Origin of the sequence: Streptomyces albireticuli (assembly GCF_021228125.1) — a bacterium.
GTDB lineage: Bacteria > Actinomycetota > Actinomycetes > Streptomycetales > Streptomycetaceae > Streptomyces > Streptomyces albireticuli.
This window is the reverse complement of sequence record NZ_JAJQQS010000023.1, coordinates 127,679-150,081: the sequence shown is the minus strand read 5'-3', so window position 1 is coordinate 150,081 and position 22,403 is coordinate 127,679. Positions and strand designations below refer to the sequence as shown.

The following is a 22,403-nucleotide window of genomic DNA, read 5'->3' as shown; positions in this document are numbered from 1 at the left end:
TCTACCGCAGCGGCCGCCAAGCCGAAGCCCTCGCCGTCTACGCCGACACCCGCCGCCTCCTCGCCGACGAACTCGGCGTCGACCCCTGCCCCGAACTCTCCGAACTCCAGCAACGCATCCTCCAGGCCGACACCGGCCTCGCCGCCGTACCGGACCCCTCCCAGGACCACACCTGCCCGTTCGTACGCCCCGCCCAGCTGCCCGCGCGCGTCGCGCACTTCACCGGACGCGCCGGTCTGACCGCCGGGCTCCGGTCACAGCTGACCGCCGCCCGCGGCGGCGCGCCCGTGATTTCGGCCATCGCCGGGATCGGCGGTGTCGGCAAGACCAGCCTCGCCGTCCACGTGGCCCACGCCGTCCGCCCGCACTTCCCCGACGGCCAGCTCTACGTCGACCTCCAGGGCGCGGGTCCCGGCCCGGCGGAACCGGACGCGGTGCTCGGCGCGTTCCTGCGCGCCATGGGCGCGGCCGACTCCGAGATCCCCGGGAACGCCGGGGAACGCTCGGCGCTCTACCGCTCCTTCCTCGCGGACCGCCGTGTGCTCGTCCTGCTCGACAACGCCCGCGACGCCGCCCAGATCCGGCCCCTGCTGCCCGGGGCGGAGGGGTGCGCGGCGATCGTCACCAGCCGCTCCCGCCTCTTCGACCTGGAGAACGTGCGCCTCGTCGACCTCGACGTGCTGGACCCCGACGAGGCGCTCGCCCTCTTCACCGGCATCGTCGGCGCGGAACGGGCGGGCGTGGAGCGCGAGGCCGCCCTGGACACCGTCGCCGCCTGCGGCTTCCTGCCCCTGGCCATCCGCATCGCCGCCGCCCGGCTGGCCGCCCGCACCACGTGGACCGTCGCGCACCTGGCCCGGAGGCTCGCCGACGAGCGCCGCCGCCTCGACGAACTCCACGCCGGCGACCTCGCCGTCGAGGCCACCTTCGACCTGGGGTACCACCACCTCGAACCCGGGCAGGCCCGCGCCTTCCGGCTGCTGGGCCTCCCCGACGGGCCCGACCTCTCCCTCCCCGCCGCGGCCGCCCTCCTGGACCTGGACACCGACGCGGCGGAGGACGTCCTGGAATCCCTCGTCGACACCTCGCTGCTGGAATCCGCCGCGCCGGGCCGGTACCGCCTCCACGACCTCGTACGCCTCTACGCGCGCGCCCGCGCGGAGCGGGAGGAACCGCGGGCCGCGCGCGGCGCCGCCATGTCCCGGCTCCTCGACTTCTACCTGGCGACCGCCGCGCGGGCCTACGCCCTCGACCGGCCGAGCGACAGGCTCGGCCACCACCTGGAACCGGTCCCGGCGTCCGGGCTCTCCTTCCCCGGCGTCCGCCAGGCCACCGACTGGCTCCTCACCGAGGTCTCCTGCCTCCTGGGCTGTGTCCGGCAGCAGGCCCGCGGCGACACGCTGCGGCGCTCCGTCGACCTGCTGTTCGTGGTGAAGGACCTGGCCGAGAACGGCATGGGGCGCAGGCTCTACGGTCAGGTGGCCGAGGCCGTCCTGGAAGCGGCCCGGGAGGCCGGCGACCCACGGGCCGAGGGCCGCGCGCACACCATCCTGGCGTACCACCACGGCCTGGCCGCGCGCTTCGCCCGGGCCGAGGAGCACGCCCGGCGGGCGGTGCTCCTCGGCACCGCCACCGCGGACCCGCTGGCCCTCTGCCAGGCGTCGAACCTCCGGGGCTCGCTCGCCACCTGGCTCAAGCGCCCCGAGGAGGCGGAGGGGCACCTCGCGACGGCGCTGCGCGGTTTCCGCGCCGACGGGAACCTCCCGGGCGAGGCCAGCGCCCTGAGCAATCTCTCCCGCGCCCAGCTGGACATGGGCCGCCCGGACCTCGCGGCGGAACTCGCCGAGCGGGCGCTCGCGCGCTACGAGGCCGCGGGCCCGTCCTGGCGGCGGGCCAACGCCCTCTACGCCTACGGCATCGCCCTGACCGAGAGCGGCCGCCCGGAGGAGGCCGTGCGGAGACTCACCGACGCGCTCGCGGTCTTCCAGGCCGGCCGGCAGCGCTGGTGGGAGGGGATGACGGCCTGGCGCCTCACCATGGCGCAGCTCGCGTCCGGTGACCCGGCCGCGGCGGCCCGGCACGCCGAACTCGCCCTGACCGTCCTCCGCGACCTGGGCGACGACCTGCGGAGCGCCCATGTCCTGACGCTGCTCGGCCGCGCGCTCGCGCTCCTCGGGCAGGAGGGGCGGGCCCGGGCGTGCTGGCGGGACGCGCTCGCCGCGTACGAGCGGCTGGGCGCGGCGGAACGGTCGGAGGTCCGGGAGCTGCTGGCGGAGCGGTCCTCGCGGTGAGCGCCGCGTGGCCGGGCCCTCTCCCCGCGCGTCCCGCCGGGCACGCCGTCGCGGCGGCGGGATCCGGGACGGGCGGGGCCGTCACATCCGGCCCCGCCCCGGGCGCCGACGCCGCGTAAGGCCCCGTCAGCGGGATGTCAGGCGGGCTTCACACCGCCCTGCGAGTATCGGTCCCCACCGGACGGCCGCGGCCGACGCCCCGGCAGCCGTTCGTGTGTCGCCGAACCTCCAGGAGCGGACATGGCTGTCAGACGCGAAAGACACGGACCCCGCGCACGGGGCCGGAGGATCCGCCGGGCCGCGGTCGTCGCCGCCGTCGCGGGAGGCGCCGTGCTGCCGGTCGTGCCGCCCGCCTCCATGGCCGCAGGAGCCGCCGCCGGGCCCGCGCGCGCCGCCTCCTGCGAGGTGCGGCCCGACATGCGGCACACCGACTGGACACCGATGAACTTCCTCGGGGACGTGGTGTGCCCGCACAACCTCGTCAACACCCGGGTCCAGTCCACGACCCAGAGCCCCGTCAACGGGCGGATGGCCTTCTCGCCGAGCTGGTTCGTGTGCTGGAAGCCCGGGACCCCGCAGCAGGGCAGTGACATCTGGTACTACACGCAGGCCGACAGCGTCTCCGGCAACAAGCGCACGAAGGGCTGGGGCTACCTCCCGGCGGCGGAGCTGCAGGTGACGAAGCATCCGGTACCGGGGCTGGCGCGGTGCAGCTGGTCGGTGACGTCGACGGCCGCCGGGGGCTGAGATGGGTACGAAGACCGAGAGGCGCCCGGCACCGCGTGCGGCGTGTGGCCGGAAGGCGTGGACGGCCGCCCTGCTGTCCCTGGGGATCCTCGCCGTCGGCGCCCCCGCCGTGGTGGCGGAGCCCGCAGGCGGCTCGGGGAGCGCCGCCACCTGCGGGCTGCGCAACCAGCGGCACCAGGACAACCTGGGCAACTCCTTCACCGTGGACCTGTACTGCGACAACCTCGCCACGGACGTCCTCGGGCGGTCCGCCTTCAACGCGCCGGTCACCGGCAGGCTCAAGCTCTCGCCGAGCTGGTTCGTGTGCTGGACGGAGGGCGAGGCCCCGCCGGGCCAGACCAAGATCTGGTACTACACGCAGGGGGACGAGGTGGTGACCCAGCCCGGCCTCAAGGCGTGGGGGGTCGTCCCCGCCCGGGTCGTACAGACGCCGCGGCACCCCTATCCGGGTATCCCCCGCTGCGCCTGGGTCTGACCGGCCCGGCCCTCGTCCTCGGTCCTCGGGCCCGCACCGGGCCTCCTCACCCCACCGTCCCCACAGTCCGGGAGATCCCGTCATGGCATCAGGTCGACTCCACGCGCTCGTCACGGCGGCCCTGCTCGGCAGTGTGCTGTCGCTCGGCCCGGTCCTCGGGGCCGGCGGCGACTCCGCGCGCGCCGCGCCCGCTCCCTCCGCGCGGGAGCGGGTGTACAACGGTGTCAACGGCGAGTGGCGCCTCTGCCCCTACACCGGCACCCACCCGGAGCTCGGCAAGGGGCACGCCAACGACGCGGTCGGTCACCTCCAGTGCGTCCTCAACAAGGTCTACGCCTACCGGAACGTGACGGCCGACAAGATCTTCGGCGAGGCCACCCTGGCCGCCGTCAAGGACTTCCAGCAGTCGGTCGGGCTGACGGCCGACGGGTTCGTCGGCCCCAACACCTGGGCCGCCCTGCACCCCTGACCCGTGGTGGCGGGGGTGCGGGGCCACTCGGGGCCCGTGGCGCTCCCCCTCACGAGGGCCCGGCGGCGGCGCTTCGTTCCGCCATCAGTCGTGCGACGGCTCCGACGGTCGGGGCCTCGGCCAGGTCGTCCTCGCTGATCCGGATGCCGAGCTCGGTCTCCAGGACGAGGGACAGCTCGACGAGCGCGAGCGAGTCGAGCTCGATGTCCTCGGGGGTGGCGTCGTACGTGATGCGGTCCGGGTCCACGTGCAGCTTGCCGGCCAGGATGTCCCTGAGCCGTTCGTACAGCGCCTCGTAGCGCATCCGGCGTCCTTTCGAGAGGAGAGGAGGGGAGAGAGGCAGGAGGAGCGGTCACGGATTGGCGCCGACCGCCGGCCGCCGCCCCTTCGGGTCCTTCTTGTCCTTCTTGCCGTGCTGGGGGACGGCTCGGGCCAGCAGCGGCCCCCGCAGCCCGCCGAGCAGCTCGCGGTAGCCGGGTTCGGGTACGGGCTCGAAGTGCATGCCGAAGGGTTTGTAGAAGTTGCCGAACAGCCCCCGGTCGCCGAAGAGGTGCCAGGGCAGCAGCAACAGCGCCCACTCGGGGCCGATCAGCCAGATCCACAGGGCGGCCACCGCGCCCTGGGTGACCAGGCTGTGCATGGTGTTGTAGAGGACGTAGTAGACCTTTGAGATCTCCTTGTCGGGGCTGCGCCGGTAGGCGATCGCGCCGGGGAGGTAGCCGATGAGGTCGATGTAGAGGAACAGCGCGACGGCCACGCCCCAGCGGATCTCACCGGCGTGCGCGATGATCAGACCGGTGGTGACGGCGAAGCCGACGAGGTACTCCGAGCGGTGCAGCTTGGCCGTGGTGGGGGTGTCGAAAGGGTTTGCCTGGTCCATGACTCATCCCTCGGGGGTGTTCTCGGCGTGCTCGTCCGTGTCCTCGGCCGTCGCGGACACCACCGGGGAAACGCTCTTCCCCGGTGGTGTCCGCGGTGTCAGCCGTTCCTGGTGCGTGACGTCCGGGAAGAGGCCGGTCACCGCCCAGGCGACCGTCTCCTTGATGACGCGCTCCGCGATGGGGTCGAGGATCCCCTCCATGCTGGGGATGCCGAAGTCGAACTCGGCGTCGAAGCGCACGCGCACGTCGTCGGCGTCCTGCCGCAGCTGCCACGTGCCGCGGAACTCGTCGAAGTCGCCGTACGTCTGCTCGAACCGGATCCGCAGCGCCCCGGGGTCGAAGAACTCCTCCTCCGACCACGACAGCAGCCCGCTGCGGAAGTACAGCTCCCAGCTGGAGCTGCCGCCCTCGCCGGGCACACTGCGGTGCACGGTCGTCGCCCGGACGTGCGGCGCGAGTTCGGGGTAGCGCTCCCAGGCGAGCAGGGCGTCGAAGACCTCCCGGGCCTTCTCGCCCCGCACGGTCGCCTCCAGTTCCACGCGCCGCATGTCAGCGACCGCCTTCCGGCATCGTCGTCGCGCCGGAGCGCAGCGCGCGGCATGCCTGGTCGAGGGAGTCGAGCAGGAAGTCCGCCTCGCGGTCGGTGAGCGTGGCGGGCGGGGTGAACCGGACGACCGAGCTGCCGATCATGGAGTGGTTGGCGATGACGCGGCGGTTGAAGAGCTCCATGAGCAGCTCGCCGGCGAGGCCGGGCTCGGCGAGCTCGACGCCGATGAGCAGTCCCCGGCCCCGTACCTCCACGGCGAGCCCGTCGCCCAGGGTGGCCTCCACGACCTCCTTGACGCCCGGCAGGAGGCGTTCGCCGAGTTCCCGCGCCCGGGTGATGAGGTCCTCCTCACGGATGGCCCGGATGACGCCCTGGACGGCGGCCATCAGCACCGGCTGGCCGGAGAAGGTCGAGGTGTGGATGTAGGGGTCCTTGTCGAAGGGCCGGAAGGTCTCGCGGGTGGCGACGGCCGCCGAGACGGGGACGATCCCGCCGCCGAGGGCCTTGCCCGCCAGCAGGATGTCGGGCCTGACGCCCTCGATGTCGGCGCCCCACCAGTGGCCGAGGCGGCCCAGACCGGTCTGGACCTCGTCGAGGACCAGCAGCCCGCCGTACTGCCGCACCAGTGTCCCGACGCGGCGCAGATAGCCGTCCGGCGGGACCACGACGCCGCCCTCCCCCTGCACCGGCTCCACGAGGACGCACACCTCGCCGGGGTGGCCGGCCAGCTCCTTCTCCAGGGCGTCGGCGTCACCGTAGGGCACGTGCGTGACATCGGCGAGCAGGGGGCGGAAGGGCGCCTGGTAGACCTCCTTCGCCGTCGCCGACAGCGCGCCCAGGGTCTTGCCGTGGTAGCCGCCGGTCATGGCCACCGTCCGCCTGCGCCCTCCGGCGCGGGCCAGCTTGAGGGCGGTCTCGACGGCCTCGGCGCCGGAGAGGCTGAAGTGCACACGGTCCAGCCCGGCCGGTGCCACCGAGACGAGGGCCTCGGCGGCGCGCGCCACGGTGGGTTCGAGCAGGATGCGGGTGGCCGTGGGGTGCGTGCGCAGCTGGCGGAGCACGGCCTCCGTCACCAGGGGGTGGCGGGCGCCGGTGATGAAGACGCCGTAGCCGCCGCAGTTGAGGAAGCTCGCGCCGTCGGCGGTGCGCAGCCAGGCCCCTTCGGAGGCCACTTCCATGTGCCCGCCGAAGAGTTCGGCCAGGGTGGCCCGGCCCTTGCTGAGGTGGGCGCGGTAGAGGCGGAGGACGTCCTGCTCGGTCCCGGCCCGGTCCGGGGCCTCGGTCCGCGCTCCGTCGGGGGTGGGGGTCCGGGGGTGGGCTTCGGTCACTGACGGGTTCCCTTCGGGTACTGGAGGGGTGGACCGCTCCCGTACGTACGGGCCGCCTCCGCACGGGCCGCGGCCGTACGGGCCTCGGTCGTACGGGCAGTCGTACGGGCCTCAGTCGTACGGGCCGCCGGGGAGCGCGCGCCGCTCAGCCGCCCCACAGGTCCCCGAAGGCGGCGCGGCGCGGGTCGGCGCCGGCGCTGACGCTGACCCCTTGCAGGTGCGAGGTCTTGAGCATCGGGTAGTTGGCCTCGCCGAAGACACCGCCGGTCAGACCGGTGCCGCCATGGCTGGGCAGGTAGGGCAGGAAGCCGATGTGGGAGTCGTTCACCTTGAGCAGCCCGCCGTTGCGGACCCGGCGCAGGAAGGTGTCGACGACCTCGTCCGAGCGGGTCCACAGGGAGTTGCGCAGCCCGTGCGCCCCGGCGTCGACGAACGCCAGCATCTCGTCGAGGAGCGGGCCGTCGTCGCCCGGCCCGACGGAGACGACGGGGAGCAGCGGGAAGAACGTCTCCTGCTGGACGGCGTCGATCCGCCGGGCGTCCGCCAGGCCGTCGACGCGCAGGACGGTCGGTTCCAGGAAGACCCCGGTGTCCGAGCGGGTGCCGTCCAGCTCGGTGCGGTGGCCGCCGCACACCAGTGTGGCGCCGGCTCCCCGGGCCTGGTCGAGCAGGGCGAAGAAGCGCTCGCTGCGCCGCACCGGGGAGAGCAGGACCCCTTCGTCCTCGGGGTGTCCCGGCCGGATACGGGCGGCCTCCCGGGCGATGCGCCGGGTCAGCTCGTCGGCGACGGCCGCGTGGGCCAGGACGCGGTTGGGCGCCATGCAGATCTGGCCGGAGCCGTAGAACGCCTCGCAGGCGGCCCGGGCGGCCAGGTCGAGGTCCGCGTCCTTCCAGACGGTGATCGTGTCGTTGCCTGCCAGTTCCAGGACGGGCTTCTTGCCCTTGGCGACGCACCGCCGCTCCAGGCGCAGGCCCTCCTCGCAGCCGCCGATGTAGAAGATGTCGTCCACCAGGGGGCTGTCGACCCAGAGGTCGAGCGTCGAGCCGGGGTTGCCGCAGACGACCCCGAGCGCGCCCGGCGGGGCGCCCATGTCCTCCAGGAGCGGGGCGACGAGCTCGCGCATGACGTACATCGTGCTCAGTGCGATGCTGCGCGGCGCGCGCACGACGACGGCGTTGCCCGCCATGAGCGCCAGGACGGCGAGCGCGGCGCTGGGGGCGGGGGCGTTCTGCGGCGGGTTGAGGCAGACGACGCCGTCGGGGACACGGCGGACGATCAGCCGTCTGCCGCCGTGCCGGAACTCGGTGTGCATCTGCCGGCGGTACCAGTCGAGGCTCTCCTCCGCGTAGACCGCCAGGAGGCAGCTCAGCTCCCAGCGCGCCAGTCGCAGGGGGTGTGCCTCGGCGGTCAGCAGCCGCAGGAACTCGTCCCGGTGCCGGAGGAGTTGTCTTCGGAAGGCGGCGCCCAGTTCCATGCGGCGTTCCAGGGGGACGGCGGCCCAGGCGGGGGCGGCCTCGGCGGCGGCCTCCAGGGCGCGGGCGTTGTCCCGGGCGGAGGCCACGGCGACGCGGCCCACCACGTACGGGTGGCCCGCCGCCGTGGAGTGGGGGTCGCGTTCCAGCTCGCGCTTGAGGGAGACGCTGGCGAAGACGTCCTCCAGGAGGGAACGGGAGGTGAGGGTGTAGACCCAGCCGGTGCCCGGGACGTCCTCTCCCGCGAGGTAGGAGAGGTAGCTGCGTAACGGATGGTCCCGGGCGGCCGGTGGTGAGGGTGGGTCCGGCACCGGCCGGTTGCGGGACCCGTCGGCTTGCGTTCCAGTGAAAACCATCCGTCGACGCCCCCAGACCTGCGGCTCGCTGCCCGTGTCCGGATCCTTACACGGTCATCTGACACGCGGCTGACAAGGCCGTCAGGGGGATGTCAGCCGTACGGGCCACACTGGCCGGGTCGTCGCCGGGCCCGGTGCGGCCCCGGTACGGCCCGCGAGGGGAAAGGGGCGTGGGAGTGACGACCATGAGCAGGTCACGGACCCGGACGGCGGTCGCGGTGTCGGCCGCGGCGCTGGTCCTGTGCGCCGCGCCGCCCGCGTCGGCCGGGCCCCGGGCGGCGAGCGCGCCGTGCGTGACGCGGGAGGGCTCCGAGCACGTCGACTGGACGGGCATGTGGTTCGACCACGACGTGGTGTGCGACAACACCCCCGGTGAGCTGCGTTTGCAGACGTATCCCACGAGCCCTGTGGTGTCGATGCTGCTGTCCAGGCGGAGCTGGTTCGTCTGCTGGAAGACCGGTGATCCGCCGCCGGGCGGCAACAACTTCTACTACTACACACAGGGCGATGTGATCGTCGACCGGCCGGGGGCGAAGGGCTGGGGCTATCTGCCCGGCCATCTGCTGCACGTGGACGGTCACCCGGCGCCCGGCGTGCCCAAGTGCCGGTGGGCCTGACCGGGCCGCAGAAAGCAGTGGGCAGCGGCGGGCAGCGGCAGGAACCAGGGGAAAGAGGCACGCACGTGAAACCGACAGCGATCGGACCCGGCCGGCGGGGCTGGACGGCCCTCGCCCTGTCCGCCGTCAGCGTCGCGGCCCTCGCCGGCGCGGTTCCCGTGGCGGCCGCCACGGCGGGGGACGACGCCCTGGGCGCACCCGGCCCGCGGGGCATCTGCCAGATCCGCAACGGCGTCTCCCACACCGATTACGCGGGCAAGACCTTCACCACCGACCTGTACTGCGAGAACGTCGTCGCCGATGTGTACGCGAAGTCCGAGAACTACGCCACGGTGGTCGGCAAGCTCGTCACGACGCTGAGCTGGTTCGTGTGCTGGGAGACCGGTGAGCTCCACGCCGGGAAGAACCGCGTCTGGTACTACACACAGGGCGACCGCATCCTCAACTGGCCGATGCGCAAGGGCTGGGGGTACGTCCCGGCGTACCGCCTGACCACCACGGTCGACCCGTTCCCCGGTCTGCCGCCCTGTGTGCCGTCCATGAAGGCCGCGCCGGCCGTGAAGGGGGGCCACCGGTGAGGGCGGCACGGAACGGGGCCCCGCGCCGGGCCCGGGCCGGGGCGGTGGCCGCCGCCCTCGCCGCGACCGCCGCGCTGTCCGTCACCCCGGCCCCGGCGGCGAGCGCCACCGGGGACACCGCCCGTCCCGCCTCCGCCGCTCCTTCTTCCGGTGCCGCCCGCACCTGCTACATCCGGGAGCGCAGCCCCCACGCGGACACCCTCGGCAACTTCTTCACCAAGGACCTCTATTGCGAGAACGCTGCCGGGCAGCTCTACGGCCGGGCCGCCTTCCTCGCCCCGGTGACCGGCCTCCTCAAGACCACCACCAGCTGGTTCGTGTGCTGGACGCTCGGTGACCCCCACCAAGGCGGCAACAGCGTCTGGTACTACACCCAGGGCCAGGAGACCGTGCAGATCCCCTCGGTCCTCGGCTGGGGCAGCATTCCGGCCAACTACTTGTGGACCGACCAGGACCCGTATCCGGGGCTTCCGCGCTGCCCGTGGCGGTAGCGAGCGCCTCCGGGCGCGTACGGTCGCCGCCCGGCCGCCTGGCTCGAACGGCGCTGTCCCCGGCGCGCGAAACGGACTTACTGTGCTTCCAACACCTCGTGCGCGATGCCGTGGAGGGGGGTGGCGCAGTGGTGACGGAGTTGCGTTTCCGCCTGCTGGGGCACATGGAGGTGTTCCGGGGCACCACGCCCGTGCCGCTCACGGCCGGAAAGCTCCGCGTCCTCCTCGCCTCCCTGCTGCTCGGAGCCAACCGGACCGTGCCCTTCGACACCCTCGTCGAGCGGCTGTGGGGTGAGAACCCGCCCCCGTCGGCACGCAACACGGTCCACGTCTACACCATGCGCCTGCGCCGGGCCCTCGGCGACGGCCCGGACGGCGCCCCGCTCGTTCGGACGAGACCGAACGGCTACGCCCTGGAGGTCGCCCCGGACCGGCTGGACGTGACGGCCTTCCACGAGTTGCTGGAGCGGGCCCGCAGGGCGCACACCACGGGTGACGCGGTGGAGGAGTCCGCCCTGCTCACCGAGGCGCTCGCACTGTGGCAGGGGCCGGCGCTCCTGGACGTCCCCTCCGAGTCGCTCCAGCGCGGCGCGGCCCCCCGGCTGGCGGACGAGCGGCTGCACGCCCTGGAACGCTGGGCGGAGGTCGAACTGCGGCTCGGCCGGCACGCCGAGATCGTCGGAGAACTCGACGCGCTGACGCGGGAGCACCCCTTGCGCGAGCGGCTGTGGGCGGCGCTCATGCTCGCCCTGAGCCGGTCGGGCCGGACCGGCGAGGCGCTGGCGGCGTACCGGCGCGTGCGCAGGCTGTTCCGCGACGAGATGGGCATCGACCCCGGCGAACACGTGAACCGCGTCCATCAGATGGTGCTGACCGGGAGCGCGGCGTCCGGGATCCCGGTGTCCGGCAGGGCGGGCGCCCAGGCTCCGGGAGCCGGCCGCGGGCCCTGGGAGGTGGCGCCCTTCCAACTGCCCCCGGCCCCCCGCTGCTTCGTCGGCAGGACCGGCCCGGTCCGGTCGCTGACGGAGTTCCTGACCTCGCGGGCGTACGGGCGCGGGGGCCCGCCCGGCGGGGCGGGCGAGGCCATGCCCGTGGGCATCGTCACCGGCCAGCCCGGCGTGGGCAAGACCACCCTCGCCCTGCACGTCGCCCACCGGGTCCGGGCGCGCTTTCCGGACGGCCAGCTCTACGTCAACCTCCAGGGCCACTGCCGCGCGGCCCCGCTGGCACCGTCCGTGGCCCTGGGCCGGTGCCTGCGCGCGCTGGGCCTGCCGGGCCACCAGGTCCCCGCCGACGAGGAGGAGCGGATCGGTCTCTACCGCAGCCTGCTCGCCGACCGGCGGGTGCTGGTGCTGCTCGACGACGCCGCCGACCCGCGTCAGGTGCGGCCGCTGCTCCCCGGCGACCCGGGCTGCGCGGTGCTGGTGACGAGCCGGGACGATCTGCGCGGGCTGGCCGCCATCGAGGGCGGGCACCGGCTGCGGCTCGCCCCGATGACCGACGAGGAGTCGGTGGCCCTGCTCACCGGTCTGCTCGGGCCTGCCCGGGCGGACGCCGAGCCCGGGGCCGTCCGGGCCCTGGCGGCCGAGTGCGCACGGCTCCCCCTGGCACTGCGGATCGCGGCGGCGAACGTCGACGCCCTGCCGCAGACGCGGGTGGCCCACTACGTCGGCGTCCTGCGCTCCCGGGGCCGGCTGGCCCATCTCGTGTCACCCGGTGACGAGGAGGCGGCCGTGCGGGCGGCCTTCGACCTGTCCTACCGGAGGCTGTCGGAGCCGGCCGCGACCCTCTTCGCACGGCTGAGCCTGGTGCCCGGCCCGGACTTCGCCGGTCCCGCGGCCGGGGTGCTGATGAACCGCTCCCCCGCCGGGGCGGGGCCGCTGCTGGACACACTGGTCTCGGCGAACCTGGTGGCCGCCGGCAGCGGTGGCCGCTACCGGATCCACGACCTGCTCGGCGAGTACGCGGCGGCGCGGGCCGAGGGCGACTCGGGCGCTCCCGCGGCCCGTGCCCGGCTCTTCGACTTCTATCTGGGAACCGCCCGCGCCGCCACGGAGCTCCTCCACCCCCGGGCCCGCAGACCGCCGCCCCCTCCCGTCGCCGGTGCCGGGCCCGTGCCGCCGGTGGACGAGGCGGAGGCGCTGGACTGGCTGGACAGCGAGCTGCCGAACCTGGTGGCCTCCGCGCGCCGCGCGCTCGACACGGGCCACCCCGCCCACGCCTGGCGCCTCGCGGACGCCCTGCGCGGCTACTTCACTTCCCGGGGCCACGGCGCCGAGGGGCTCGCGGTGTGCGACGCGGCGCTGGCCGCCGCCCGCCGGGCGGGCGACGAGCGCGCCGAGGCGTCCGTACTCGGCCTCATGGGCGACATCCACTTCCTGCTGAGCCGCTACGAGGAGGCCGACAGGTGCCACAGCGGGTCGCTGGAGATCAGCCGCCGGACCGGTGACGTCCCCGGGCAGGCCGGCAGCCTCTTCAACCTCGGGCTGGCCAACGTCCACCTGGGCCGCCCCGGGCACAGCATCCGCTACCAGGAGGAGGCCCTGGCGCTGGCCCGGCGGGCGGGCGACGTCGACGCGCAGGCCCTGTCGCTGCACCACATCGGGATCGCCGAGCTGCTGTCGACCCGCCCCGGCCTCGGGCTCCGCCGGCAGGAGCGGGCCCTCGCCCTCAGCCGGCGCACGGGCAACGGCGCCACGCTGTGCCAGGCGCTGGCCGGCACCGGCATCGTGGCGTGGTTCCAGGGGGACCTCGCCGCGGCGCTGGCGGCCTTCTCGGAGTGCCTGGAGCTGGCCCGGCGCATCGGGAACCCGCACCTGGAGAACAACGCCCTGTCGCATCTCTCGGGCACGCGCTGCGACGCGGGTGACTACGAACAGGCCGCCACCGACGCCGGCCAGGCGATCGGCCTCAGCCGCTGGACGAGGGAGAGGGTCCACGAGGCCGCGGCGCTGGAGGCCCTCGCCACGGTCCGGCGGTGCACCGGGGACACCGCCGCGGCGCTCACCGACTACCACCGGGCCCTGGGCCTGGCCCGCGAGATCCACTTCGGCTACGGCGAGGTCAGGGTGCTCACCAGCCTGATCGAGGCGTACCGGGCGGATGGCCGGCCCGCCCGGGCCCTGCACTACGGTCGGCAGGCCCTGGGCAGGATCAGGGCGACCGGGCTGCTCCTCTCCCGCACCCGGGCCTTCGCGGGCATCGCCCACGCCCACCTCGACCTCGGCGACGAGCCGCGCGCGGTCCGCTACGCCGAGCGGGCACTGGAGCTGGCGCGCCGGCACGGCCAGCGGCTCGTCATGGCCAGGGCCCTCTACGTGTACGGCCTGACGCGACGGGCCCTGCACGGACCGGAAGCCGCCCTCCCGCACTGGCGGGCCGCCCTCGCGGTCTTCGAGGAGCTCGGCGTCCCTGAGCGCAGGCTGCTGGGCGAGCTCGTCGCGGCCTGAGCGCGGACGCGCGAGGGCGTCGCCCCGGCCGGCCACGCGAGGACCGAGCGCACCGCCCGGCACGGCGACGCGCCTCACTCCTGCCGTACCGGGGGTGACACACTCACCACCCCCCGCATTCGGACGTCTTGGCGAAATCCCTTCCTTGACGCGTAATTCACGCCGGTAAATGGTGGGACGCTGCGCGCGAAGGGGGAAGCGGCGCAGGTCAGCGTGGCTACCCGGCGTTCGGGTAACCCGCCTTTCCCGTATGTGATTTCCGAGGAGACGCCTTGTCCGGCGAACAACACCTGTCCAAGGTCTACAGCGACCGCTCCTACGTCCACACCACCACGGTGCGCCATCAGGGCACCACGGTGGCGCTGGCCATGGACGACCAGCGGCGGCTCGTGTACACCGTGCTCGACCTGAGCCGGCACGACGAGGCCAAGGGCGAACTCGACGCCGCCTACTGGTCGGAGAACCCGCTCCCCCTGCGTTTCCCCTCCGAGACGACCGACGTGGGCTACGCGGTCGCCGGCGCCACCCGGATGCCGGTCGTCAAGCGCGGCGGCCGGGTCGAGGCCGAGCCGGCCGAGCGGCTGGACGAGGACGAGGTGGACCCGTTCCTGTCCACGACCGCCCGGCTCACCGCGCTCGCCCCCTTCCACGCGCTGTCCGACGGCACGCACATCGTCGTCCTGCGCCAGTCCGTGGGGTCGGCGCACCCCGACGCGGTCCACAAGCTGACCGGCGGCGGCTCCTCCGGCGACCCGGGCCGCACGGACTACGCCGAGGACCGGGCCGGCGCCAAGGTGCCCTTGGTCGCGGACACCCTCCTCTTCGACCGCTTCCTGCTCGTGGGCGGTGAGCTCAAGCCCGTCCTGGAGGCCCGCTACCGCCGCAGCAGACACCGGAGCCGCCCCGACTCGGCCAAGGACAGCCTGGGCACCACGGACATGGAGGGCCGCCCCTTCCACGAGCCGACCCAGGAGCTGTCGTTCGTCCGCAACCTCTCCGGCGGGCGCTTCGCCGCCCTGCTCGTCCCCACCGCCGTCCACGGACGGCAGCGCTGGCAGGTCTTCGCGCACAACGACGCCACCGGCCGCGTCGACTCCTTCAGCGTGGAGCAGGGCCGCGACGGCCTGTTCAACCTCCAGGGCACCCGGGCGTGGACCAGCCCCGACCCCGCGTACCGCGACGCGGTCTACGAGAGCGGGCCCGGCACCTGCCCGTTCACCGGGCAGCCGCTGGTCCCCGTGGTGAGCACGGAGGGGCACGCGGAGACCGCGCTGGCGTTCGGCGGGGGTGACGCCCATGTGCGCGTCCCGGAGGGGCCGGAGCTGGCCGGCCGCGACTTCACCGTCGAGTTCTGGGCCCGCCGCACCGCGCACGGCCGCCAGGAGTTCCTGATCGGCCACGGGGACGAGGCAGGCAGCCCGCTCAAGTCCCTGCACATCGGCTTCCGCGAGGACGACCGCTTCACCTTCGCCTTCTACGCCGAGGACCTCAACGCCGACGGCCCGGTCACGGACACCTCCTGGCACCACTGGGCCTGCGTCTACGATCACACGGCCCGCCGGCAGACCGTCTACCGCGACGGTGAGGAGGCGGGCGGCCGCACCACCGGCGGCGACTACGCCGGCACCGGTCCGCTCCTGCTGGGCCGCGCCCTCGCCCAGGGCGCCCGCGCCGAACTCGACGAGGTCCGTGTCTGGGACCGCGCCCGCACCGCCGACGAGCTCAAGCGCGACAAGGGCGTCCGCCTCATCGGCGACGACCCCGGCCTCGTCGCCTACTACCGCTTCGACGAGGGCTCCGGCACCCGGCTCTTCGACCAGACCGACCACGCCCGCCACGGCGAACTGGTGGGCGGCCCGGAGTGGGTGACGTCCGAGGCCCCCGTGGGCGACCACCCGGGTGTCCGCCGCGACAGCTTCGCCGTGGCCGGCCGCCGCGTCGTCTCCGGCCTGTCGGCCGTCCTCTACCACCAGCAGGAGGACACGGCCGTCGGCTACGGCCAGGAGCCCAAGCCGGCCAAGCGCCAGGCCCGGGTCCTGCTCTCGTACGCCACGTCCGGCCCCGACCCGAGGACCGGCACGGCCACCGACGACGCCTACCTCGCCACCGTCGACCTCGGCGTCGGCCGCGACGGGCGCCTCGCCCGGATACCCGACGAGCTGACCCTGCCGGTGCTGGCGGCGCCCGAGGCCAGCGGGGACGTGGAGGCGATCAGCGAGCTGGACCGGCGCGTCCAGGAGATCACCCGGGACGTCGCCGCCAAGGAGACCGAGGCGGCCCGGCTGGCCCGGGGCAAGGACGAGATCGCCGCGCTGGAGAAGCGCGTGGCCGAGCGCAGGGCCGAGCTGGACGGCACGCTCGGCGCCTGGTGCTTCCGCGTCCGCTTCAAGCGGCAGCGCGACGGCAAGGACCAGTACCTCGCGCTCAAGGACGACGGAGCCGGTGACTGGCCCGCCGCCGTCCGCACCTCCGACAAGGACGCCCCGACGGCACTCTGGTACTTCGACGCGACGGTCGGCACGTACGAGGGCCGGCCGTGCTGGTACGTGCGCAACGCCCACGTCGCCAAGGACCTCAACGTCTCCGGCGAAAGCAAGGACCGCGACGCCCCGCTCATCGGCTACCGGCACCTCGAAGGCCACCACAACACCTACTTCACCCCCGTGGAACAGGGCGACGGCTACTCCGTCCTGGTCAACCTCTGGAGCCGGCTCGCCGTCTGCGCCACCGACCGCAAGGGCGACGCCGTCGTCCAGCACGACATCGAGACGGTGGCGGGGAACGGCGAGGGGCTGGTGACCTTCGAGAAGGTCCGTCCCGCGCCCCAGGCCAACGTGCAGGACTTCGTGAAGCTGATCGCCGCGGACGAGGCCCGCCTGGAGGAGCTGCGCCCCCAGCGCGACCGGCTCGCCCTCCTGCAGCGCGAGATCGAGGCCCTGCAGGCCGAGGGGACCGCCAAGCGCGAGGAGCTCGCCCGGCTCACCGGCGGCCTCAAGGGCGCCGACGACATCGCCCTGCCCATGCCGCAGCTCTCCGTCGACCGCACCGGCCTCAGCACCTCCGGCGCCCTGCTGGAGTTCGCCCGCGGCGCCGACCGCCCGTACCTGCTCGACAGCGCCACCGGCAGCGTCGTGCTGTACTTCCGGGGCGCCGACGGGCAGTTCTTCGCCACCTACTACGACACGCTCGTCTCCCGCTCCTCCCGGCAGCTCGCCGGTCCCGACGGCACGGCGTTCACCTTCGCCGCCCGCGACGCGGGCACCGACCTGGGCGGCGTCAACATCCGGATCATGGACGTCGGCGACGCCGGTCTGTGCGAGCTGACGATCGAGCGCGGCGAGGAGAGCGAGATCTGGCGGAAGCTGCCGCGCCGCGCGGCCGACTTCGCCGCCGTCGTCAACGGCGCGCCCGGCCAGGCGTACGACTACGCGCGACTGGCGGAGAGCAACCGACCGGGGGTACCCCTGTCGTCCGGCTCCCGGCTCCTCGTCGTCGACCCCGGGCAGGTGCGGGAGGTGCCGCTGGGCACCGTCCCCGACCATGTGCCCGGCCACGGCGGGCGCTGGCGCGCCGACAAGCCCGGCCGCGCCTACGCCTTCGACGGGCAGCGGAACGTCCTGGTCACCCAGGCCGGTCTGGACCGCGTCGCCGTCAGCGGCGATCTGACCGTCGAGGCCTGGGTCAACCCCCAGCGGGTGGCGGGCACGTCCCGCGTCGTCCACGCGAACACCGGTGACGACCCGTTCACCCTCGGCCTGCTCGCGCCGCCGGCCCCGCCCGCGACGCCCGCCCTGTTCTTCGACGGCAAGAGCGGCGTCGCCGTCACGGACGACCAGGTGCCGCTGTCCGGGGCCGACTTCACGGTCGAGTTCTGGGCGCGGCGGCCCTCGGCCCCCGACGGCCGCCCGCAGATCGTGGTCGGCCACGGAACGTCCCACGCCGCCGACAACTCCTCCCTGCACATCGGCTTCCGCGCGGACGGCACCTTCACCTTCGCCTTCTACGGCGACGACCTCGACACGAAGCGGAAGTACACCGACACCGCCTGGCACCACTGGGCTTGTGTCTACACCACGGCCTCCCGCGAGCAGGTGGTCTACCGGGACGGCACGGAGGTCGCCCGGCGCACGGCGACGCGCGACTACCGGGGGGCCGGTCCCTTCAGCTTCGGCAGCTCGCACGCCGGCTGGATCCCCGACTACGCGCGCATCGAGATGGACGAGGTCCGGCTGTGGGGCACCGCCCGCACCGCCCTCGAGATCCGCGACCGGATGACGAAGCGGCTCAAGGGCGACGAGGCGGGCCTGCAGGGCTACTGGCCCTGTGCCGGCCCGGCCACCGGGGCCGACGGCAAGCCCGTCGTCACCGACCGCTCGCCGCAGCGCCGCACCGTCACCCTGCGGGGCACGGTCACCACCGCCACCGCCCCCGAGGCGCTCACGCGGGGCGAGGACGCCGGCTACCGCATCGTCGCCGGCGTCGGCAACCGCCTCACCGCCACCCGCGCCGCGTTCCCCCTGCGCGAGTGGTCCCACCTCGCGGCCGCCTACGAGCAGTCGTGGGCGGTCGAGCTGACCGGCGGCACGTACCTGGAGGTGCCGGACAACGACGCGCTCGACATCGCCGACGACCTCACCGTCGAGGTCTTCTGCCGCGTCGCCGCCCTGGGCACGACGCAGGGCCTGCTCTCCAAGGGCCGTACCGCCGACGGCTCCGGCGGCAGCGTCCCGTACCGGCTGCTCGTCCTGCCCGACGGACGGCTGGAGTTCGGCTTCGAGGAGCCGGACGGGAAGCTGGTGCGGTTCGCCTCCACCGAGGCCCTCACCGCGGGGGCGTTCCACCGGATCGCCGTCGTCCGCAAGAGCGGCCGGTCGATGCGGGAGCGCAAGGGCTCCAAGGAGATCACTGCGGCGGGCGCCGACGGCAAGCCCGTCAAGCAGACCGTGGAGCTCGTCGAGTCCGTCGACGTCCAGGAGTGGCAGGACATCCGCTTCTTCGTCGACGGCCGCGAGGCCGGCACCGCCCGCTACGAGGGGCCGGGAGCCAAGGGCAACACCGGCACGCTCGACATCGGCCGGGCCCGCGACGGTCTGGAGACGCACCCGTTCACCGGTGTCGTCTCCGAGGCCCGGCTGTGGGGCACGGCCCGCGACGCGGCCCAGCTGGGCACGCCTGTATCGGCGCGCGACCGCGGGCTGACGGCGCACTGGCGGTTCGAGGAGAACGCGGGCAACACCGCGGCGGACACCACGGGTTCCCATCCGGCACGGCTGCGCGGGGCACGCTGGACCCGCAATCCCGACCCGCGGGGCAGTGTCTTCCGCGTCTACCGCAACGGCGTCCCCGTGGCCTGCGACCCCCTCGACGGCGAGGACTTCACCGACCACGGCGACGCCCAGCTCTCCCTCGGCGCCCGGCTCAAGGACGGCGAGGCCGGCCAGCCGTTCCACGGCGTCCTGGAGGAGGTGCGGATCTGGCGGACCGCCCGCACCCAGGAGCAGGTCCTGGACAACCTCTTCACCCGTCTCCGGGGCGAGAAGGAGGACCTGATCGCCTACTGGTCCTTCGACCGGGCCTCCACCGACGGGAGCGCGGACCTGGTCCGGGACGAGGGCCTGCGCGGCAACGACCTCATGCTCGCGGCCGCCCCCCGCCGCCCCGCCGCCGTCCTGTCCACCGCCCCCGTCTCCAGCGACACCGCCCAGGTCCGCTCCGCGCTCGCCGCGATGCGCACGCCGTTCCACGAGACGGTCTCGGGCGCCCCCGCCGTCGCCGAGTACGCGGACATGCAGTACACCGTCAAGGGCGAGGCGTTCGGCGTGCTCAAGCGGGCGTACGGCTATCTGCGCGACGGCCGCTGGCACCTGGTCACCGGCTACAAGGTCGGCGACCTGGTCAGCGAGTGGGTCAGCCAGGTGCAGTTCGACCCGCAGCTGGTCGGTTACGTGGAGGGCGCGCCGCCGGTGCCCTCGGAGAACCTCACGCCCAACACCGTCGACCCCGACAGCGCCACCTACGACTCGGCGTCGTCCGTGGAGTTCACGCAGGCCGAGCAGGTCGTCCACTCGCTGTCGTCCGCCAAGGAGCGCAGCGTGGACGCGGCGTTCGGCTTCGCGCTCTCCAACGAGGTCGACGTCGACATGTGGATGATCGCCGCGCCGCTGGGCTTCGGTGTCGCCAAGTCCATGGCGAAGGCCAAGGTGTCGGTGGGCGTGCGCGGCAGCCTGGAGTTCTCCAACAGCTGGGCGGACGAGACGGCCGTGTCGCAGGGCGAGAACACCGCCCGGGCCATGAAGGTCGACCTGTCGGGCAGCTGGGAGGACCCGCTGAAGCCGCTCAACCCCGCCGTCGGCCGCCGCTACGTCCCCGTCAACACGGGCTTCGCGGTGGTCCAGTCCCAGACCGCCGACGTGTTCGCGCTGCGGCTGGCGCACAGCGGCGCCCTGGTCGCCTACCGCATCCAGCCCAACCCGGACATCCCCAAGGACTGGAACGTCGTTCCCTTCCCGCTCAACCCCCGCTACACCAAGCAGGGCACCCTGGACGGCACGGTCGGCTTCGACGAGCGCGGCAAGGTCCTCGACCCCGATTACGCGGGCGCCCGCGACCAGGGCGAGTACAGCTACTACAAGCCGCGCGAGGCGTACGCCATCAAGCGGCGCATCCAGCGTGAGCAGCAGCGGATGCGCGGTTACTACGAGACGGTCTCCACCGACACCCACGCGCCCGACCCCACCGCCGAGCGCGCGGGCCGTGTCCTCGGCGGCGCGATCGGCGGCGACACGGCGCCCGGGAAGGGCCGTGACACGGCGGGCAGCGCCACCGGCGACGGCTTCTCGCGCCGCGACCTGGTCAACACCTATGTGTGGACGGCGGACGGCGGCTTCTTCGCCGAGACGACGGAGACGACGGACGCCGTCAGCGAGACGACCTCGGGCTCGTACTCGCTCTCCGGCTCGGTGGGCGCCTCCGTGGGCACGTCCTTCGACGTGATGGGCATCGGGATCAACGCGCAGCTCGACGCCTCCCTCGGTGGCGGCATGTCCGTCACCAGGGCGCGCGGCAAGGAGGCGACGCGCTCCTTCGGGCTGAACGTCACCTGCGCGCCCTCGGGCAACGTCCAGCAGTACGACGCCAACCGGAAGCCGGTGTTCGATGCCGACGGCAAGCCCGTCAACGCGCCCGGCAAGGTGGACGCGTACCGGTTCCTCAGCTTCTACCTCGGCGAGGACACCGAGCACTTCGACACCTTCTTCCACAAGGTCGTCGACCCGGCCTGGCTGGCGAACGGCACCGACCCGAACGCGGCGGCGCTGCGGCAGGCCCGGCAGTCGGACCGCAAGCCGCCGTGCTGGCGGGTGATGCACCGCGTCACCTTCGTCAGCCGGCTCCTGCCGCCGGTCCCGGCGAAGGACGCCGCGCCTCTGGAGCGGGCGATGCGGCAGCTCGACGTGGAGAGCAACTACGAGCTCGTCCGGCGCCTCGACCCCTACGTCAAGGGCGCGGCCACCGGGCTGCCCGAGCTCGCCGCGGCCGTGCGCGCGGCCCTGGCCACGCGTCTGCCGGAGCTGAGCCCGCACGCGGACCATGTGATCGGCTTCCTCGCCCAGTACTACGGCGTCGAGGGCTGATGACCGAGGTCTGACGGCCGGGTGCCCGGACCGGGGATTCCGTGGCGCGGCGCCGGGGCCGCCGCGCCCCCCGGTCCGGGCACTCCACGCGGCGAAGGGACGGTGGATCCCCCCGTGAATCCACCGTCCCTTCGCCGAACGGCCCCAGTGTGCACGACGAGGCCCCTCGTATTGAAGTCTTTTTCTAGAAAGTTCTTCTAGTTCGTCTTCTCGCTGCCCCTTCGGCGCCCAGTCCCCCGCGACCACCCCGTTCACCAGGAACGTTGCCTCCTGGCGCGGCCACGTGGAGGCTGTCTCCCCGAGGTGCCGCGTGTCGGGCGCGGCCGGGCAGGCGGGAGAGACGGCGGATGAGGTTCGAGGACGGTGTTCCGTTCGTGGTCCGGCTGGAGGCCGAGGACCGGCAGGCGCTCTTCGAGAGCGGGACGCCCCTCGTCTTCCCCGCGCGGCAGGTGCTCCTGCGGGAGCACGAACCCACGGCGCACGTGCTGATCCTGCTCTCCGGGTGGACGAAGGTGACCTCGGCCGCCGCCAACGGCTACGAGGCGCTCCTGGCGCTGCGGGGCCCCGGCGACATCATCGGCGAGGGCGCCGTGCTCAGCGGGCGCCCGCGGGGAGCGACCGTGACGGCGCTGAAGCGGGTCGAGGCCCTCGCCGTGGACGCCGCCCGGTTCAGCGGCCTGCTGGCGGAACGGCCCGGCATCTCCCGGAAGCTGCTGGCGCTGACCTCCGACCGGATGCGCGACAGCGACCGCCGGCGCGTGCAGTACGCGGCGCTGAACGTCCAGGAGCGGCTGGCCCTGTTGCTGCTGGAACTGATCGACAGCCACGGCGAGGACTCGGAGGAGGGCGTGCAGCTGACGGCCGGGCTCACCCAGAGCGAGCTGGCCGGCTCGGTGGGCGCCTCCCGGGAAGCCGTCGCCCGGCTGCTGAAGGGGCTGCGCGAGCGGGGGATCGTCCGCACCGGGCGCCGGGGCCTGGTCGTCGTACGCCCTGACGTGCTGCGGAAGATGGTGCGCCCGGAGAACCGGTGACGGGAGCCCCAGCCGGCCCGGCCGCCCGGGAGCCGCCCGC

General features: G+C 73.9%; 15 protein-coding genes. 10 read left to right on the top strand and 5 right to left on the bottom strand.

From position 1 onward, the window contains the following. The 4 genes from LUZ64_RS32350 to LUZ64_RS32335 form a co-directional block, all read left to right on the top strand. Window positions 1-2,291: ATP-binding protein (locus tag LUZ64_RS32350; RefSeq protein ID WP_095581543.1), on the top strand; the 2,291-nt coding region annotated here is incomplete at its 5' end. A gap of 240 nt (window positions 2,292-2,531) precedes the next feature. Further along, entirely contained in the window at window positions 2,532-3,038 is a 507-nt protein-coding gene (locus tag LUZ64_RS32345; RefSeq protein WP_095581544.1) for a hypothetical protein, read from the top strand. A gap of 1 nt (window position 3,039) precedes the next feature. After that, the gene (locus LUZ64_RS32340; RefSeq protein ID WP_095581545.1) at window positions 3,040-3,513 is read left to right on the top strand and encodes a hypothetical protein; all 474 of its coding nucleotides are present in this window, start codon (window positions 3,040-3,042) and stop codon (window positions 3,511-3,513) included. 82 nt (window positions 3,514-3,595) lie between these two features. Then, complete coding sequence (locus tag LUZ64_RS32335) at window positions 3,596-3,982, top strand: peptidoglycan-binding domain-containing protein (RefSeq protein WP_095581546.1); 387 nt, start codon at window positions 3,596-3,598, stop codon at window positions 3,980-3,982. A 49-nt stretch (window positions 3,983-4,031) separates the two neighbouring features. Here the strand turns inward: LUZ64_RS32335 and LUZ64_RS32330 are convergent, their stop codons facing one another. From LUZ64_RS32330 to LUZ64_RS32310, 5 genes are all read right to left on the bottom strand, one after another. Then, window positions 4,032-4,286 carry an acyl carrier protein gene (locus LUZ64_RS32330; RefSeq protein WP_308251398.1) on the bottom strand — a complete coding sequence of 85 codons (255 nt, stop codon included), beginning with the start codon at window positions 4,284-4,286 and terminating at the stop codon, window positions 4,032-4,034. Between the two features lie 48 nt (window positions 4,287-4,334). Beyond that, entirely contained in the window at window positions 4,335-4,862 is a 528-nt protein-coding gene (locus LUZ64_RS32325) for a hypothetical protein (RefSeq protein ID WP_232389683.1), read from the bottom strand. A 3-nt stretch (window positions 4,863-4,865) separates the two neighbouring features. Next, a complete protein-coding gene (locus LUZ64_RS32320; RefSeq protein WP_095581547.1) occupies window positions 4,866-5,411 on the bottom strand; it encodes an SRPBCC family protein in 546 nt (181 codons plus the stop codon). Window position 5,412: 1 nt separating this feature from the next. Further along, window positions 5,413-6,738 carry an aspartate aminotransferase family protein gene (locus LUZ64_RS32315; protein ID WP_232389684.1) on the bottom strand — a complete coding sequence of 442 codons (1,326 nt, stop codon included), beginning with the start codon at window positions 6,736-6,738 and terminating at the stop codon, window positions 5,413-5,415. 145 nt (window positions 6,739-6,883) lie between these two features. Continuing rightward, on the bottom strand, window positions 6,884-8,521 hold the full coding sequence (locus LUZ64_RS32310; protein ID WP_232389685.1) for an aldehyde dehydrogenase family protein: 1,638 nt from the start codon (window positions 8,519-8,521) through the stop codon (window positions 6,884-6,886). Window positions 8,522-8,751: 230 nt separating this feature from the next. Here LUZ64_RS32310 and LUZ64_RS32305 point away from each other — a divergent pair, with 230 nt between their 5' ends. From LUZ64_RS32305 to LUZ64_RS32275, 6 genes are all read left to right on the top strand, one after another. Beyond that, window positions 8,752-9,183 carry a hypothetical protein gene (locus tag LUZ64_RS32305; protein ID WP_143593394.1) on the top strand — a complete coding sequence of 144 codons (432 nt, stop codon included), beginning with the start codon at window positions 8,752-8,754 and terminating at the stop codon, window positions 9,181-9,183. Window positions 9,184-9,248: 65 nt separating this feature from the next. After that, on the top strand, window positions 9,249-9,761 hold the full coding sequence (locus tag LUZ64_RS32300) for a hypothetical protein (protein WP_095583768.1): 513 nt from the start codon (window positions 9,249-9,251) through the stop codon (window positions 9,759-9,761). Next, on the top strand, window positions 9,758-10,252 hold the full coding sequence (locus LUZ64_RS32295) for a hypothetical protein (protein ID WP_143593395.1): 495 nt from the start codon (window positions 9,758-9,760) through the stop codon (window positions 10,250-10,252). The genes LUZ64_RS32300 and LUZ64_RS32295 overlap by 4 nt, the downstream gene beginning before the upstream one ends. Window positions 10,253-10,383: 131 nt before the next feature. Further along, on the top strand, window positions 10,384-13,701 hold the full coding sequence (locus LUZ64_RS37335) for an AfsR/SARP family transcriptional regulator (protein ID WP_143593396.1): 3,318 nt from the start codon (window positions 10,384-10,386) through the stop codon (window positions 13,699-13,701). A gap of 272 nt (window positions 13,702-13,973) precedes the next feature. Continuing rightward, window positions 13,974-21,332: a laminin G domain-containing protein gene (locus LUZ64_RS32280; RefSeq protein ID WP_095583771.1), complete on the top strand. Its 7,359-nt coding sequence runs from the start codon at window positions 13,974-13,976 to the stop codon at window positions 21,330-21,332. A 347-nt stretch (window positions 21,333-21,679) separates the two neighbouring features. After that, the gene (locus tag LUZ64_RS32275) at window positions 21,680-22,363 is read left to right on the top strand and encodes a Crp/Fnr family transcriptional regulator (protein WP_095583772.1); all 684 of its coding nucleotides are present in this window, start codon (window positions 21,680-21,682) and stop codon (window positions 22,361-22,363) included. Window positions 22,364-22,403: the final 40 nt, after the last annotated feature.

What these genes read in the sequence shown, in the direction of transcription:
- LUZ64_RS32345 (WP_095581544.1), top strand. Translation starts at nt 2,532, where the DNA reads ATGGCTGTCAGACGCGAAAGACACGGACCCCGCGCACGGGGCCGGAGG.
- LUZ64_RS32340 (WP_095581545.1), top strand. Translation starts at nt 3,040, where the DNA reads ATGGGTACGAAGACCGAGAGGCGCCCGGCACCGCGTGCGGCGTGTGGC.
- LUZ64_RS32335 (WP_095581546.1), top strand. Translation starts at nt 3,596, where the DNA reads ATGGCATCAGGTCGACTCCACGCGCTCGTCACGGCGGCCCTGCTCGGC.
- LUZ64_RS32330 (WP_308251398.1), bottom strand. Translation starts at nt 4,286, where the DNA reads ATGCGCTACGAGGCGCTGTACGAACGGCTCAGGGACATCCTGGCCGGC.
- LUZ64_RS32325 (WP_232389683.1), bottom strand. Translation starts at nt 4,862, where the DNA reads ATGGACCAGGCAAACCCTTTCGACACCCCCACCACGGCCAAGCTGCAC.
- LUZ64_RS32320 (WP_095581547.1), bottom strand. Translation starts at nt 5,411, where the DNA reads ATGCGGCGCGTGGAACTGGAGGCGACCGTGCGGGGCGAGAAGGCCCGG.
- LUZ64_RS32305 (WP_143593394.1), top strand. Translation starts at nt 8,752, where the DNA reads ATGAGCAGGTCACGGACCCGGACGGCGGTCGCGGTGTCGGCCGCGGCG.
- LUZ64_RS32275 (WP_095583772.1), top strand. Translation starts at nt 21,680, where the DNA reads ATGAGGTTCGAGGACGGTGTTCCGTTCGTGGTCCGGCTGGAGGCCGAG.